General features: G+C 73.6%; 15 protein-coding genes. 10 read left to right on the forward strand and 5 right to left on the reverse strand.

Annotated features, from left to right (window positions below; genetic code table 11):
- Positions 1 to 12: 12 nt before the first annotated feature.
- The gene (locus N8J89_RS27885) at positions 13 to 711 is read right to left on the reverse strand and encodes a GntR family transcriptional regulator (protein WP_283659971.1); all 699 of its coding nucleotides are present in this window, start codon (positions 709 to 711) and stop codon (positions 13 to 15) included.
- A 121-nt stretch (positions 712 to 832) separates the two neighbouring features.
- Here N8J89_RS27885 and N8J89_RS27890 point away from each other — a divergent pair, with 121 nt between their 5' ends.
- Genes N8J89_RS27890 through N8J89_RS27905 form a run of 4 tightly spaced genes read left to right on the forward strand, consistent with a single transcriptional unit; the run spans position 833 to position 5,031 of the window.
- On the forward strand, positions 833 to 1,453 hold the full coding sequence (locus N8J89_RS27890) for a 5-oxoprolinase subunit B family protein (RefSeq protein WP_283659972.1): 621 nt from the start codon (positions 833 to 835) through the stop codon (positions 1,451 to 1,453).
- On the forward strand, positions 1,450 to 2,388 hold the full coding sequence (locus tag N8J89_RS27895; RefSeq protein WP_283659973.1) for a 5-oxoprolinase subunit C family protein: 939 nt from the start codon (positions 1,450 to 1,452) through the stop codon (positions 2,386 to 2,388). The genes N8J89_RS27890 and N8J89_RS27895 overlap by 4 nt, the downstream gene beginning before the upstream one ends.
- Positions 2,385 to 3,710 (forward strand): MFS transporter, encoded by a 1,326-nt coding sequence (locus tag N8J89_RS27900; protein WP_283659974.1) that lies wholly within the window; start codon positions 2,385 to 2,387, stop codon positions 3,708 to 3,710. Before N8J89_RS27895 ends, N8J89_RS27900 begins: the two co-directional genes overlap by 4 nt.
- 52 nt (positions 3,711 to 3,762) lie before the next feature.
- On the forward strand, positions 3,763 to 5,031 hold the full coding sequence (locus tag N8J89_RS27905; protein ID WP_283659975.1) for a PA0049 family protein: 1,269 nt from the start codon (positions 3,763 to 3,765) through the stop codon (positions 5,029 to 5,031).
- Positions 5,032 to 5,145: 114 nt separating this feature from the next.
- Here N8J89_RS27905 and N8J89_RS27910 read toward each other — a convergent pair whose 3' ends face one another.
- Together N8J89_RS27910 and N8J89_RS27915 are read right to left on the reverse strand one after the other, a co-directional pair.
- Complete coding sequence (locus tag N8J89_RS27910; RefSeq protein ID WP_283659976.1) at positions 5,146 to 5,280, reverse strand: hypothetical protein; 135 nt, start codon at positions 5,278 to 5,280, stop codon at positions 5,146 to 5,148.
- A 126-nt stretch (positions 5,281 to 5,406) separates the two neighbouring features.
- Positions 5,407 to 6,768 (reverse strand): aminotransferase class I/II-fold pyridoxal phosphate-dependent enzyme, encoded by a 1,362-nt coding sequence (locus N8J89_RS27915; protein ID WP_283659977.1) that lies wholly within the window; start codon positions 6,766 to 6,768, stop codon positions 5,407 to 5,409.
- Between the two features lie 90 nt (positions 6,769 to 6,858).
- Between N8J89_RS27915 and N8J89_RS27920 the strand changes: the two genes are divergently transcribed.
- Positions 6,859 to 7,920, forward strand: a complete 1,062-nt coding sequence (locus N8J89_RS27920; protein WP_283659978.1) for an NAD-dependent epimerase/dehydratase family protein — start codon at positions 6,859 to 6,861, stop codon at positions 7,918 to 7,920.
- Here N8J89_RS27920 and N8J89_RS27925 read toward each other — a convergent pair.
- On the reverse strand, positions 7,907 to 9,187 hold the full coding sequence (locus tag N8J89_RS27925) for a hypothetical protein (RefSeq protein WP_283659979.1): 1,281 nt from the start codon (positions 9,185 to 9,187) through the stop codon (positions 7,907 to 7,909). The genes N8J89_RS27920 and N8J89_RS27925 overlap by 14 nt on opposite strands.
- A 143-nt stretch (positions 9,188 to 9,330) precedes the next feature.
- Here N8J89_RS27925 and N8J89_RS27930 point away from each other — a divergent pair, with 143 nt between their 5' ends.
- Genes N8J89_RS27930 through N8J89_RS27950 form a run of 5 tightly spaced genes read left to right on the forward strand, consistent with a single transcriptional unit; the run spans position 9,331 to position 12,799 of the window.
- Positions 9,331 to 9,996 (forward strand): glycosyltransferase family 2 protein, encoded by a 666-nt coding sequence (locus tag N8J89_RS27930; RefSeq protein WP_283659980.1) that lies wholly within the window; start codon positions 9,331 to 9,333, stop codon positions 9,994 to 9,996.
- On the forward strand, positions 9,993 to 10,670 hold the full coding sequence (locus N8J89_RS27935) for a TIGR04282 family arsenosugar biosynthesis glycosyltransferase (RefSeq protein ID WP_283659981.1): 678 nt from the start codon (positions 9,993 to 9,995) through the stop codon (positions 10,668 to 10,670). Before N8J89_RS27930 ends, N8J89_RS27935 begins: the two co-directional genes overlap by 4 nt.
- Positions 10,667 to 11,281, forward strand: coding sequence for a methyltransferase domain-containing protein (locus N8J89_RS27940; protein ID WP_283659982.1), 615 nt, complete (start codon positions 10,667 to 10,669; stop codon positions 11,279 to 11,281). Before N8J89_RS27935 ends, N8J89_RS27940 begins: the two co-directional genes overlap by 4 nt.
- Positions 11,274 to 12,377 carry a molybdopterin-dependent oxidoreductase gene (locus N8J89_RS27945; RefSeq protein WP_283659983.1) on the forward strand — a complete coding sequence of 368 codons (1,104 nt, stop codon included), beginning with the start codon at positions 11,274 to 11,276 and terminating at the stop codon, positions 12,375 to 12,377. Before N8J89_RS27940 ends, N8J89_RS27945 begins: the two co-directional genes overlap by 8 nt.
- The gene (locus N8J89_RS27950; RefSeq protein ID WP_283659984.1) at positions 12,374 to 12,799 is read left to right on the forward strand and encodes a hypothetical protein; all 426 of its coding nucleotides are present in this window, start codon (positions 12,374 to 12,376) and stop codon (positions 12,797 to 12,799) included. The genes N8J89_RS27945 and N8J89_RS27950 overlap by 4 nt, the downstream gene beginning before the upstream one ends.
- Here the strand turns inward: N8J89_RS27950 and N8J89_RS27955 are convergent.
- Complete coding sequence (locus N8J89_RS27955) at positions 12,771 to 13,388, reverse strand: DsbA family protein (RefSeq protein WP_283659985.1); 618 nt, start codon at positions 13,386 to 13,388, stop codon at positions 12,771 to 12,773. The two genes, N8J89_RS27950 and N8J89_RS27955, sit on opposite strands and share 29 nt — an antisense overlap.
- Positions 13,389 to 13,424: the final 36 nt, after the last annotated feature.

The following is a 13,424-nucleotide window of genomic DNA, read 5'->3' on the forward strand; positions in this document are numbered from 1 at the left end:
TCCGGTGCTCGCTCAGGGGCCGGGAACCAGCGGGGCGTAGGCGCGCACCAGGGTCTGCTCCGCTTCGTCCAAATAGGACACCAGCAGGGCTTCGGCGCGGTCGGCCTCGCCCTTTTCCAGCAGCTCCAGGATGTCCCGGTTGCCCGCCATGAACGGGACGTGGAAGGCCTTGGGGTCGTTCATCACCAGGAAGACCAGGCGCAGCTCGGCGAGCAGCTGGCGCATCAGCTCGTCCAGGCGGCCGCTGTCGGCCAGGGCCACGATCGCCTGGTGGAAGCGCATGTTCGCGGTGCCGACATCGCGCCAGCGGCGGTCGGTGGCGGCGCGATCAGCCTCGGTGACGGCCTCGCGCAGCGCGGTCAGGCCGCTGGCGGGGGCGTTGGGCAGGTTGCGCACGCCGGCGGACTCGACCACCCGGCGGACCCGGTAGAGGTCCACCACGTCGGCCACCGACAGGGTGCGCACGAAGACGCCGCGGTTGAGCTGGTGGGACAGCAGGCGTTCGTGGGAGAGCAGGCGGAATGCCTCGCGCAGGGTGTTGCGCGAGACGCCGAGCGCCTGACCGATGGCCTCCTCGGACAGCCGTTCACCGGGCTGGAAGAACCCGGCGATGATCCGGTCCCGCAGGATGCCCGCGACCCGCTCGGCCGTGGAGCTGCGACCCAGCAGCTCGCGGTCGGCCGTCAGGTCCGCCAGGGGCGCGTCGCTCACCGTGACCTCCTCGTTGCGCTCAAGAAAATCATGGCACAGGAGTCTTGTTCTTTTGTTGAACAATCCTTATGTTGACTCGTACCACATCGTAGCGTGACCTGAGCCACACCGGGGGTGCACCGTGGAACTCGACATCCGGCGTTTCGGCAGTTCAGCGGCCCTGGTGGAACTGCGCGACGGCGCGGCGGCGCACGCCCTGCACGCGCTGCTCACCCAGCGACCCCCGGCCGGGATGCTGGAGCTGGTGCCCGCCGCGCGCACCGTGCTGGTCCGCTTCGACCCCGCGGCCACCTCCTTCACCGCCCTGCGCGAACACCTGGATCAGCACGCCCCGCCGCCCGGGATGCGCGCTCCGGCCCGCACGGTCGAGGTGCCGGTGCGCTACGACGGCGCGGACCTGGCCGAGGTCGCCGCGTTCACCGGCCTCTCCGCCGCGGAGGTGGTGCGCCGCCACCTGGCCGGGGACTACACGGTCAGCTTCTGCGGGTTCGCCCCCGGCTTCGCCTACGTCACCGGCCTCGACCCGGCGCTGCGGGTGCCGCGCCGGGACACCGCGCGCACCAGCGTGCCCGCGGGCGCGGTGGCCATCGCGGATGAGTTCGTCGGCATCTACCCGCGCTCCAGCCCCGGCGGCTGGCGCCTGCTGGGCCGCACCGACCTGGTGCTCTGGGACACCGCCCGCGACCGGCCCGGCCTGCTCACCGCGGGCACCAGGGTGCGCTTCCAGGAGGTGGCGTCATGATCGAGGTCCTCGACCCCGGCCTGCTCACCCTGGTCCAGGACCTGGGGCGGCCAGGGCTGGCCGCGATGGGCGTCGGCCGCTCCGGCGCGGCGGACGCGCCCGCGCTGAAACTGGCCAACCGCCTGGTCGGTAACGCCGAGACCGCCGCGGGACTGGAACTGACGCTGGGCGGCCTGCACCTGCGGTTCCACCGCGGCGCGTGGGTGGCGCTGACCGGCGCCCCGGCGGAGATCCAGCTCGGCCCGCCCTGCTCGGCCACCGCGCCACCGCACCCCGCGAGCGGCCCGGCAGCGCTGGCCGCCACCGATCGCCCTCGCCCGCGCACCGCCGCCGCGCATGCCCCCTTCTACGTCGCCGCGGGCACCACGGTCCGCATCGGCCGCCCCGTCCGCGGCCTGCGCAGCTACCTCGCCGTCCGCGGCGGCCTGGACCTGCCGCCGGTGCTCGGCTCCCGGGCCAGCGACCTGCTCTCCGGCATCGGCCCCGAGCCACTCGTCCGAGGGATGCGGATCCCAGTCGGCCGGGAGATCGCCGGTGACCCGATCGTGGACATCGCGCCGGTCGCGGAACTTTCCACCGAACCCGTGCTGCGCGTGCTGCTCGGTCCCCGGCAGGACTGGTTCACCGCGAACGCCGCCTCCGCCCTGTGCTCCGGCCCGTACCAGGTCACCCCGGCCAGCAACCGGATCGGGGTCCGGCTGGCCGGGCCCCGGCTGACCAGGGCCCGGCAGGGTGAGCTGCCGCCGGAGGGCATGGTCGGCGGCGCGCTCCAGGTTCCCCCGAACGGGCAGCCGGTGCTCTTCCTCGCCGACCACCCGGTCACCGGCGGCTATCCGGTGATCGCGGTGGTGGTGGACGAGGATCTGCCCAAGGCGGCCCAGGCCAGACCCGGTCAACGACTCCGTTTCCAGTGCGTCGAAAGGACACGCCGATGAGCAGCTCAGCGCCCACGCCGACCGCCCGGTCCGGCCGCAAGGTCATCGCGGCCACCCTGATCGGCACCTCACTGGAGTGGTACGACTTCTTCCTCTACGGCACCGCCGCCGCGCTGGTGTTCCCGAAGCTGTTCTTCCCCAGCTCGGACCCGCTGACCGGCACCCTGCTCGCCTTCACCACCTACGCGGTGGGCTTCATCGCCCGGCCGGTCGGCGGGGCCATCTTCGGGCACTTCGGTGACCGGGTGGGCCGCAAGAACGTCCTGGTGATCACGCTGCTGCTGATGGGCGTGGCCACCTTCGCCATCGGCCTGCTGCCCACGCACGCCCAGATCGGCGCGGCCGCCCCGGTGGTGCTGGTGTTCCTGCGGTTCGTGCAGGGCCTGGGCCTGGGGGGCGAGTGGGGCGGCGCGGTGCTGATGACCCTGGAGCACGGCGCGCCGGACAAGCGCGGGCTCAACGCGAGCTGGCCGCAGGTCGGCGTGCCGGCCGGGAACCTGCTGGCCGCCGCGGTGATGGGGGTGATGTCGGCGACGCTGACCGAGGCCCAGTTCCTGGACTGGGGCTGGCGGGTGCCGTTCCTGCTCTCCGGGCTGCTGGTGCTGGTCGGCTTCTGGATCCGCCGCAGCATCTCCGAGAGCCCGCTGTTCACCCAGGTGGAGAAGACCGAGGCCAAGGCCAAGCTGCCGCTGTTCGACGTCTTCCGCGAGCACCCGCGCGAGCTGTTCACCGCGATCGGCGCGCGCATCGGCACCGACGTGGCCTTCTACACCTTCACCCTGTTCATCCTCACCTACCTCAAGGACACGGTGGGGGTGGACCGGCAGGTCGGGCTGAACGCGGTGCTGGTCGCCTCGGCCTGTCAGCTGGCGCTCATCCCGCTGTTCGGCGCGCTGTCGGACCGCTACGGCCGCCGCCCGGTGTACCTGGCGGGCGCGGTGGGCGCGGGGGTGTGGGTGTTCGCCTTCTTCCCGCTGCTGGCCACCGGCTCCACCGCGTTGATCATCCTGGCCACCATCGTCGCGCTGGTCACGCACGCGGCCATGTTCGGCCCGCAGGCGGCGTTCATCTCCGAGCTGTTCAGCACCAAGCTCCGCTACACCGGGGCCAGCCTGGGCTACCAGCTGGCCGGGGTGCTCGGCGGGGCGCTGGCGCCGCTGATCTCGGTGGCACTGTTGCAGTCCTTCGGCAGCTGGGTGGCCATCGGCGTGTACGTGGCCGTCGCGCTGGCGCTGACCGTGGTCGCGCTGGTCATCGCCCCGGAGACGAGCAAGGCCGAACTGGCCGCCGAACCGCCTCTGGACAAGCCCGCACTCACCTGATCGGGTGAGTCGTGGTTTCTGCGGAACTCTTTCAGGAGGGCAGTTGAACAGCTTGATCCGACGCACCCTGACCGGTGCGCTGGCCGTGGGCGCACTGCTGGCCGCAGCCCCGCTCGCGGTGGCCGCCGAGGCCGCGACCCCGGCGAACTGCTTCGACCGCGCGGCGCCGATCCCGGTGGAGGAACAGCGCCTGACCCAGGCGGTGCCGCAGGAGGTCCTGGCCCGCAGCGGCTTCGACCGCCGCGGCCCGGCCTTCGAGAAGTCGTTGTGCCGCACCAGGTCCGTCCGCGCGGCCAAGGCGCTGGCGCAGGTGCAGGGCAGGCAGCTGTGGCGGGCCGCGGTGGACCGGGTGCAGGGCCGGGGCCCGGCCGGGGGCGACCTCTCCCGCGGTGACGACCGGCCGCTGTACTGGGCCCGGTTGCAGCTGACCAGGGCGCTGCACCAGTGGCAGCCCGGCTTCACCCTCTCCGCCGCCGACCGCAAGGCGCTGGTGGACGTGCTGGAGACCGGTTCCCGCGGCCAGGACTCGATCGATCTGCCTGCTGGGGAGCGGGTGAAGCGGGTGGTGCTGACCGGGTTCGATCCGTTCCAGCTCGACGGCGACATCCGCCGCACCAACCCCAGCGGCGCGACCGCGCTGGCCCTGGACGGCACCTACATCACCACCCCGGCCGGGCGGGCCAGGGTGGAGACCGCGATGTTCCCGGTGCTGTGGACCCCGTTCGAGGCCGGCATGGTCGAGCGGACCCTGTTGCCGCACTTCACCTCCGGGCGCAGGCAGGTGGACCTGTTCACCACGGTGAGCCAGGGCAGGGCCGGGCAGTTCGACATCGAGCGCTACAACGGCCGCTGGCACACCGGCCTGGACAACAACCGGGAGAACCGGGCCGCCGGCATCCCGATCCCGGCGGGCGTGCCGACGGTGACGCCGCAGCCGGAGTTCGTGCCGACCACGTTGCCGTACCAGGAGATCACCGCGGCGAACACCGGGCAGTTCCCGGTCTACGACCGCACCGCGGTGACCGAGATCCCGGCCGGGCAGACCGAGCCGGTGACCCGGCCGGACGGCCCGACGCCGGGTTCGGTGGCCCGCGCCGGTGGCGGCGGTTCCTACCTGTCCAACGAGATCGCCTACCGGGCCACGCTGCTGCGGGACGCGGTCAAGGCGCAGGTGCCGGGCGGGCACGTGCACACGCCGGTCCTGTTCTTCGATCCGAACAACAAGGACAAGGTGTCCGACCCCGTGCTGGAGAAGAACCGGACGGACATCGTGACGCAGACGCGCGAGATCCTGAAGGTCGCGGTCGGCACCCTGGACTGAGGCGGACGGCACGGCTGCTGGGCGGGCACTGGACATCCCGGTGCCCGCCTTCTCATGCCCGGCGCAGCAGCCGCTTTTCCAGCAGCCCCAACATGTCCCGCGCCTCCGCCTTGCTCAGCCCCGGCGCCTCGCGCAGCCGGGCCGCCAGCGCGGGCTGGCCGGGGTGAGCAGCGGCCGGTGACCGAGCACGCTGCGGCTGAACTCGGTCACCTCCAGCGGCGCGAGCCAGTCGGCGAAGTCCACGCCCACGTCAGGCTCCGGCGGATGACAGGTCCGGATGTTCCATGACGCCAAGATCGCCGCCGCGGCCTCCGGTTGGCCAGAGCGGCGGCGGTCCGCGCCCGACCGGGCTTGCTGCCGCGCCCCTGGAGGCGCTCAGACCCGGCTGTACGGCGGGTACGGCCGGGCCGCCTCGGCCAGTGCGTCGGCGACCGCGGCGGCCTCCTCCACCGGCAGCGTCGCGGTGGTCACCCGCAGGTGGTCGCCGCCGGTGGGCTCGACCAGGAACGGCGAGCCGGGGGCCGCGCCGATGCCCTGTGCGGCCAGGGTGACTAGCGCTTCCCGCTCCCGGGCCACGTTGATCCACAGGTTGATCCCGTCCCAGCCGGTGGACTGGATGCCGCGGCTGGCCAGCGCGTCCTTGAGCGCGGCGCGGCGGCGGGCGTACACGGTGCGCGCGGTGGCCACCGCGGCGACGCAGCCGGGGTCGGTGAGCAGGCCGACCAGCACCTCCTGCAGCAACCGGCTGGACCAGGCCGCGCCCAGGTGCCGTCGCCCGATCAGCGGTTCCACGATCGCGGCCGGGCCACCCAGCGCGGCCAGCCGCAGGTCGGGGCCGTGCGACTTGGAGAAGCTCTGCACCCGGACCACCCGGTCGGGCAGCTCGCCGGCGAAGCTGACCGGCTCGGCCAGTGCCACGTCACCGGAGTGGTCGGCCTCGATGACCACCACGTCCGGGTGCGCGCGCAGCTTCTCCACCAGCTGGGCGGCGCGGCGCGGGGTGAGGCTGACCCCGGTCGGGTTCTGCGCGCGCGGTTGCATCAGCAGCACCGCGGGGTCGCGGCGCAGCTGGGCGGCCAGCGCGTCCGGCAGGATGCCCTCCTCGTCCACCGGCACCGGCAGCGCGCTGGCGCCCACGGTGTCCAGCAGGTCCAGGAACGGCGGGAAGGTCGGGTTCTCCACGATCACCCGGTCGCCGAGGCGGAGCAGCTGGCCCACCAGGCGGTCGATGCCGTCCAGTGAGCCGTTGACGATGGTCAGCGTCTCCGGGTCGCACACCGGCGCCCAGGCCTTGCGGACCAGCTTCTCCAGCTCGGGCAGCACCGGCGCGTCCAGGTAGCCCGACAGCGGCGGCTGGCCGTCGATGCGGGCCAGCGCGGGCCCGATCGGCGGCAGCAGCGCCTGGTCGGGCACCCCGGCGGAGAGGTCGCGGGCGAAGCGCCCGGTGTCCCCGGCCAGCCGCCAGAACCGGGTGGGCTCGGCGTTGTGCGTGCGGGCGGTGACGAAGGAGCCGTTGCGGCCCTTGGTCTCGATCGCGCCGACCCTGGCCAGCGAGCGCCAGGCCTCGTTGACCGTGGTGGGGCTGACCCCGAGGGCCTGGGCGAGCGCGCGCACCGTGGGCAGCCTGGTGCCCACGGCCAGCTCACCCGAACCGATCAGCCGGTTGATCGCCGCGGCGATACCCGTGGCCGACCCATCCTCCACCACCGACAGAATCCGGCTCAGATCAGCGTGCATGACTCAGCATTGTGCGCAAGTTCTGACGGTTTGGTGACGTCCGACGCCGATCGCGCACACCGGTACGTCGTTCGGCCTAGCGTTTGGGGCATGCGAGTGTTGATCACCGGGGCGGCCGGGTTCATCGGTTCCCACATCCTCGACGCACTGTCCGGATCGGACACCGTGCTGCTGGACGCCCTGCTGCCGCAGGCGCACGGCGCGGACGGGCCACCGCCGTGGACGCCGGCCGACCTGGTGGTCGGCGATGTCACCGACGCCGGGCTGCTGGATCAGCTGCTGCCGGGGATCGACGTGGTCTGCCACCAGGCGGCCATGGTCGGGCACGGCGTGGACCCCGGCGACGCGCCCGCCTACGCGCTGCACAACGACTACGGCACCGCGGTGCTGCTGGCCGCGATGCACCGGGCCGGGGTGCGCAAACTGGTGCTGGCCTCCTCGATGGTGGTCTACGGCGAGGGCCGCTACCGCTGCGCGGAGCACGGCGTGGTGCGCCCGGGGCCCCGGCGGCTGGCGGAGCTGGCCGAGGGCCGCTACGAGCCGCCCTGCCCGGTGTGCGGGGCCGCGCTGGCCGACGAGCTGGTGCCGGAGGACGCGCCGGTCGACCCGCGCAGCACCTACGCGGCCAGCAAGCTCGCCCAGGAGCACCTGGCCGCGGCCTGGGCGCGGCAGACCGGCGGCTCGGTGTGGGCGCTGCGCTACCACAACGTGTACGGGCCACGGATGCCGCAGCACACGCCGTATGCCGGGGTGGCCTCGATGTTCCGCTCCTCGCTGGCACGCGGCGAGGCGCCGGTGGTGCTGGAGGACGGCGGGCAGCGGCGGGACTTCGTGCACGTGCGGGATGTGGCGCTGGCCAACCGGCTGGCCATCGAGACCCCGCTGCCCGAGGGCGAGCTGTCCGCGGTGAACGTGTGCTCGGGCGAGCCGCACACCGTCGGCGAGCTGGCGCGGGCGCTGGCCGAGGCGTGCAGTGGTCCGGCGCCGCGGATCGTCGGCGGGGCGCGGCCGGGCGATGTGCGGCACGTGGTGGCCGATCCGGCGAAGGCGGCGGCGGTGCTGGGCTACCGGGCGCGGGTGCCGTTCCGGGACGGGGTGGCCGAGTTCGCCACCGCTCCACTGCGGCGACCGGCCGCGCTCACCAGTTCGTGAGCACCAGGTGGTTCACCGCCAGCGCGGTGACCGCCTGGGCCAGCAGCCACCAGCGCCGGGACGGCCTGGGCGGCAACGCCGTCCCGGCGCTGAGCCACACCCCGAACGGCAGCCAGATCCGCTCCACCTCGGCCTTGCTCAACCCGGAGACATCCGCGGCCAGCACCGCCAGCAGGGCCGCGCCGACCAGCACCGTGATGGCCCTCGGCCGTTCGGCGAAGGTGCGGCGGAGTCCGGCGGCCAGCGCCGGGCCGGTGGCCAGGGCCAGCGCGGCGAGGTTGGCCCAGACCCAGTAGGCGTAGGGGCGGGCGGTGGCGATGCCCTGGTAGTAGCGCTCGACGACCAGGTGGTAGCCGTCCAGCCACCAGAACCCGGCCAGCGCGAACGCTCCCGCCACGGCGAGCACCCCACCGGCCGCGGGCAACAACCTGCCCCGCCCGATGATCAGCACCGCCAAAGCCAACGGCCCCAGCAAGACCAGGCCGTAGCTGAGGAACAGCCCGAAGCCCAGCAGCAGTCCGCCGAGCACCGAGCGCCACACCCCGCCCAGCGCCAGCAAGGCGATGCCGACGGCGGTGACCCCGGCGAACAGGCCGTCCGCGGAGACCCCGAACCACACAAAACCGGGCAGCAGCACCACGAACGGCAGCATCCGGCGCGCACCGTCCTGATCGGACAGTGCGGACACGGTGACCGGCACCGCGATCGCGACCAGGCAGCCAATGAGTATCGTCACCACCCCGGCCCACCCGCCGCCACCCAGGCCGATGCGGTCCAGCAGCACGTACACCAGCAGCGCGCCCGGCGGGTGCCCGGAGACGTGCGTGGTCCAGGAGTCCGGCTGGAAGTCCAGGATCCGCCCGGCGAACCCGGCGATCATCGCGCCGATGTCGGTGACCCCGCCCACCTCGTGCAGGTACTCGTCCGCGGTGGTGAGCCGACCGGCCAGCCCGCGCTGCCAACCGTCCACAGTGGCCAGTGACACGGTCCAGAGCACCGCGGTGGCATATCCGGCGGCCAGCAAAGCCCGCCAGGGCAACCGATCCGCCAGCCCCGGTCCCCAGCACACCACCGCGGCCGCGACCAGCACCGAGGGCACGGTGCCGGGTCCGAGGTGCGGCAGCCAGTCGCCGAACAGCGGCGCGGCCCCGGCGAAGAGCGGAACGTCGTTGGCGCGCAGGATGATCCCGACGACCACCGCGGCCAGCACGAGCAGCACGAGCGCCGCCGCGGCCCACAGGTCGCGGCGGTCTTCAACAGACGGCACCCGGCCACCGTAGGCCCGGAACCGGCCGGCCACCCGGTGGATCCGTGGTCCGAAACAACTCGGTAAGAACTCCCCGCTCGTCATAGTTTGGTAAGCAGCACAACGGTTCCCGGCCGCGCCGCACGGTTCTAACGTCCGGTGTCATGACCCGAGTTCCCGCCGCGGTGGACGTGGTGCTGCCCTGTCTCAACGAGGCCGCCGCCCTGCCAGCCGTGCTCAGCCAGTTCCCACCCGGATACCACGCGATCGTGGTGGACAACGGTTCCACCGACGGCACCGCCGCGGTGGCCGCCGCCCTCGGCGCGACCGTGCTGCACGAACCCCGCCGCGGCTACGGGGCCGCCGTGCACACCGGCATCGAGCACGCGGCCACCGACATCGTCTGCGTGCTCGACGCCGACGGCTCCATGTCCCCTGCCGTGCTCCCGGCCATGGTCGCCCCGGTGGCCACCGGCCGGGCCCGGCTCGCGGTGGGACGCCGGATCCCGGCCGGGCGCGGCGTGTGGCCCTGGCACGCCCGCGCGGGCAACGCGGTGCTGGCCTGGCTGCTGCGCCGCCGCGGTCTCCAGGTCCGCGACATCGGGCCGATCCGCGCATTCCGCCGCGAGGACCTGCTCGCCCTCGGCGTCACCGACCGCGGCTTCGGCTATCCCCTGGAACTGTTGCTCCGCGCCGCCGAGGCCGGTTGGGCAGTGTCCGAAGTGGACATCGACTACCTGCCGCGCGCCGCTGGCACCAGGTCCAAGGTCAGCGGCTCGGTGCGCGGCACCCTGCGCGCGGCCAGGGACATGGCGGGAGTGCTGCGATGACCCCCACGATCCTGGTGGTGGCCAAGGCCCCCGTCCCCGGCCAGGCCAAGACCCGCCTCACCCCACCGGCCACCCCGGTCCAGGCCGCTACCATCGCCGCCGCCAGCCTGCACGCCACCCTGGCCGCGGCACACGCCACCCCGGGAACGCGGGTGGCGGTGGCGCTGACCGGCGACCTGGACCGCTCGGTCGACCCGGCCGGACTGCGCCGGATCCTGGGCGGCTGCACGGTCTTCGCCCAGCGCGGCGAGACCTTCGGCGAGCGGCTGGCCAACGCGCACCACGAGGTTGGCGGGCCGGTGCTGCAAGTCGGCATGGACACCCCGCAGCTCTCCCCCGCGCTGTTCGTCGAATGCCTGCGGCAGCTGGCCGAACCCGGGGTGGACGCGGTGCTCGGCCCGGCGACCGACGGCGGGTGGTGGGCGCTCGGGTTGCGGCGGGCGGCGGACGCGGCGGTGCTGGGCGGGGTGCCGATGTCGCGGCCGGACACCGGGGCGCGCACGCTGGCGGCGTTGCGGGAGCGGGGGCTGGTGGTGCGGCCGGCCCCGGAACTGTCCGATGTGGACAGCATGGTGGACGCGGTCGCGGTGGCCTGCGGCATGCCGGGGTCGCGGTTCGCGCGGGCGGTGGCCGCGGCGACGGGCAAACCGATCCGGGCCGGGGTGCCCCGGTGAGCGGCGAGTTCGACGCCGCCCTGCTCGGCGCCACCGACACCCTCCACCTCCCCGACGGCCGCCGCCTCGCCCTGCCCATCGACCGCTGGTCCGCCGCCCCCAGCCCCGCCGACGAACAACTCCTGCGCCGCTGCACCGGCCCCGTGCTCGACCTCGGCTGCGGCCCCGGCCGCCTGGTCGCGGCGCTGAGCCATCGCGGTGTGGTCGCCCTCGGCGTGGACAGCTCGCCCGTCGCGGTCCGGCTCACGGCGGCCCGTGGCGGGGTGGCGCTGTGCCGGGACGTCTTCGGCAGGCTGCCCGCCGAGGGGCGCTGGCAGCAAGTCCTGTTGGCGGACGGCAACATCGGCATCGGCGGCGACCCGGTGGTGCTGCTGCGCCGGGTGCACCGGCTGCTCGCGCCGGGCGGGCTGGCCCTGACCGAGGTCGACCAGCCGGGCACCGGGTTGCGGCGGGAACGGGTGCGGCTGACCGGGGCCGCCTTCGACTGGGCCTGGGTCGGCGCGGACGCGGTCGGGCTGCTGGCCGTGGTCAGCGGGTTCCGGGTGCGGGAGCTCGTCGAGCACGGCGGGCGCTGGTTCGCGGTGCTGCGCAAGGAGGTCACCGATGCCTGAGTTCCGTGGTGCCGCGCACGATGCCAGGGTGACCAGCCGGATCGGGCTGTGGCTGGGCATCGCGTTCGGGCTGTGCTTCGTGACCGGGTTGCTGAGCCACGGGATCCAGCACCCGCCCGCCTGGTTCAGCTGGCCGACCCGGCCGGTGAACCTGTTCCGGATCAACCAGGGTGTGCACGTGATCAGCGGCATCGTCTCGATCCCGTTGCTGGTGGCCAAACTCTGGACGGTCTACCCCAAGCTGTTCGAGAAACCCGCGATCCGCTCGCTGCCGCACGCGCTGGAGCGGATCTCGATTTTGGCCCTGCTCGCCGCCGCGTTCTTCCAGCTGGCCACCGGGTTGTTCAACGTGGCGCAGAACTACCCGTGGGGGTTCTACTTCGTCACCGCGCACTACGCGGTGGCCTGGATCGCGGTCGGCGCGCTGCTGCTGCACATCGCGGTGAAACTACCCGTCATCCGCGAGTCGCTGAGCACACCCGTTGGCCTGCAACAGGAACCCGCGGCCGGACTGTCCCGGCGGGCGTTCCTGCGCAGCACCGGCCTGGCCGCGGGCGCGGCGGCGCTGGCCACCGCGGGGGCCACTGTTCCTGGCCTGCAAGGGGTTTCCTTCCTCGGCTGGCGGTCCACCCGTGGCCCGCAAGGACTTCCGGTCAACCGGACCGCCACCGCCGCCGGGGTCGGCCGGATCACCGACACTTGGCGACTGGAGGTCACCGGCCCCGGCGGCTCGCGCAGGCTCAGCCTGGCCGAGCTGACCGCGCTGCCGCAGACCACCGCGGAGCTCCCGATCGCCTGTGTGGAGGGCTGGAGCCAGTCCGCGACCTGGACCGGCGTCCGGATCGCCGACCTGATCGGCAGCGTCGGCGCCGGACCGGAGGCGACCGTGCGGGTGGAGTCGCTGGAGCAGGGCGGCGCGTACCGGGTCAGCGAGCTGCCCGCCGCGCACGCGCGTGATCCGTTGACGCTGCTGGCCTTGCGGCTCAACGGCGAGGAGCTGGACCTGGACCACGGCTATCCGTGCCGGATCATCGCGCCGAGCCGGCCGGGGGTGTTGCAGACCAAGTGGGTCGGCCGACTGGTGGTGACCGGATGAGGTGGGTGCTGGGCGCAGCAGGCGCGGGGCTGCTCGGCTGGGGCGGATTCCTGTTGCTGCCCTTGCTGTTCGACTCCTTCGAGAACACCGTCTCGCTGGGCGGCTGGCTGATCGGCGGGCCGGTGCTGCACGACGCGGTGGTCGCCCCGGTGGTCGGCCTGCTGGGGCTGGTGATCAGTCAGCGCGTCGGCCGGGCCTGGCGCACGCCGGTGGTGACCGGGCTGGTGGTCTCGGCGGTGCTGACCGCGCTGTCCGTGCCGTGGCTGTGGCGGAGCTTCGCCCCGTACGTCAACCCCGGCCTGCACGACCGGAACGTGCTGCTGGGCCTGGTGATCGCGCTGGCCGTGGTGTGGCTGGCGGTGCTGGCCGCCGGGCTGGTCAACCGGCGGCGGCTCAGCGCAACGCCGCCAGCCGACGGATGACCTCCTCGGTGGTGGCGTGCCCCACCGCCAGGGTCGCGGCCCGCTCGCCGTCCACCGCGAGCAGCGTCGGAAAACCCTGCACGCCAAGCTCCTGCGCGCAGCGGAAGTCCGCCTCGGCCTCGGCCGCCGCGTTGGGTGAGGCGAACGCGGCCACCAGCAGGTCCGGTTCCAGCCCGGCCCGCTCGGCCAGGCCGCGGTAGGTGGCGGGCTCGGACAGGCTCTCGCCGTGCTGGTAGAAGGCGTCCTGGAGCCGGGCGACCAGCTCGACCGCCCGCTCCGGCGCCAGCGCGCGCAGCGCGGCCACCCCGCGCGCGGCCGCCTCGGAGTCCATCACGAACTCCCCCGCGTCCAGCAGCCGGTCGAAGCCCGCGCCGAAGGTGACCCCGGTGACCTCGGTGAGCCGCGCGTTGGCCTCCCGGATGAACCCGAACTCACCGATCGGCCGCCGCCGCGCCCCGGTGAACAGCCCGCCGGAGACCACCTCCACCGGCAGCTCGGGATGTTCGGCGGTCACCTCCGCCATGGTCCGGGCGAACCCGTAGGACCACCCGCAGTAGGCATCCAGCACGTACACCAGCCGCACAGTCACCCGATCAGGTTAGCTGACGCGTCAGATGTTCGGTTT

It is taken from the genome of Crossiella sp. CA-258035 (assembly GCF_030064675.1).
Classification (GTDB): domain Bacteria; phylum Actinomycetota; class Actinomycetes; order Mycobacteriales; family Pseudonocardiaceae; genus Crossiella.

Excerpts from the sequence above, each read along its gene's own strand:
- N8J89_RS27895 (WP_283659973.1), top strand. The coding sequence starts at position 1,450 with ATGATCGAGGTCCTCGACCCCGGCCTGCTCACCCTGGTCCAGGACCTG.
- N8J89_RS27900 (WP_283659974.1), top strand. The coding sequence starts at position 2,385 with ATGAGCAGCTCAGCGCCCACGCCGACCGCCCGGTCCGGCCGCAAGGTC.
- N8J89_RS27915 (WP_283659977.1), bottom strand. The coding sequence starts at position 6,768 with ATGCACGCTGATCTGAGCCGGATTCTGTCGGTGGTGGAGGATGGGTCG.
- N8J89_RS27920 (WP_283659978.1), top strand. The coding sequence starts at position 6,859 with ATGCGAGTGTTGATCACCGGGGCGGCCGGGTTCATCGGTTCCCACATC.
- N8J89_RS27930 (WP_283659980.1), top strand. The coding sequence starts at position 9,331 with ATGACCCGAGTTCCCGCCGCGGTGGACGTGGTGCTGCCCTGTCTCAAC.
- N8J89_RS27935 (WP_283659981.1), top strand. The coding sequence starts at position 9,993 with ATGACCCCCACGATCCTGGTGGTGGCCAAGGCCCCCGTCCCCGGCCAG.
- N8J89_RS27945 (WP_283659983.1), top strand. The coding sequence starts at position 11,274 with ATGCCTGAGTTCCGTGGTGCCGCGCACGATGCCAGGGTGACCAGCCGG.
- N8J89_RS27950 (WP_283659984.1), top strand. The coding sequence starts at position 12,374 with ATGAGGTGGGTGCTGGGCGCAGCAGGCGCGGGGCTGCTCGGCTGGGGC.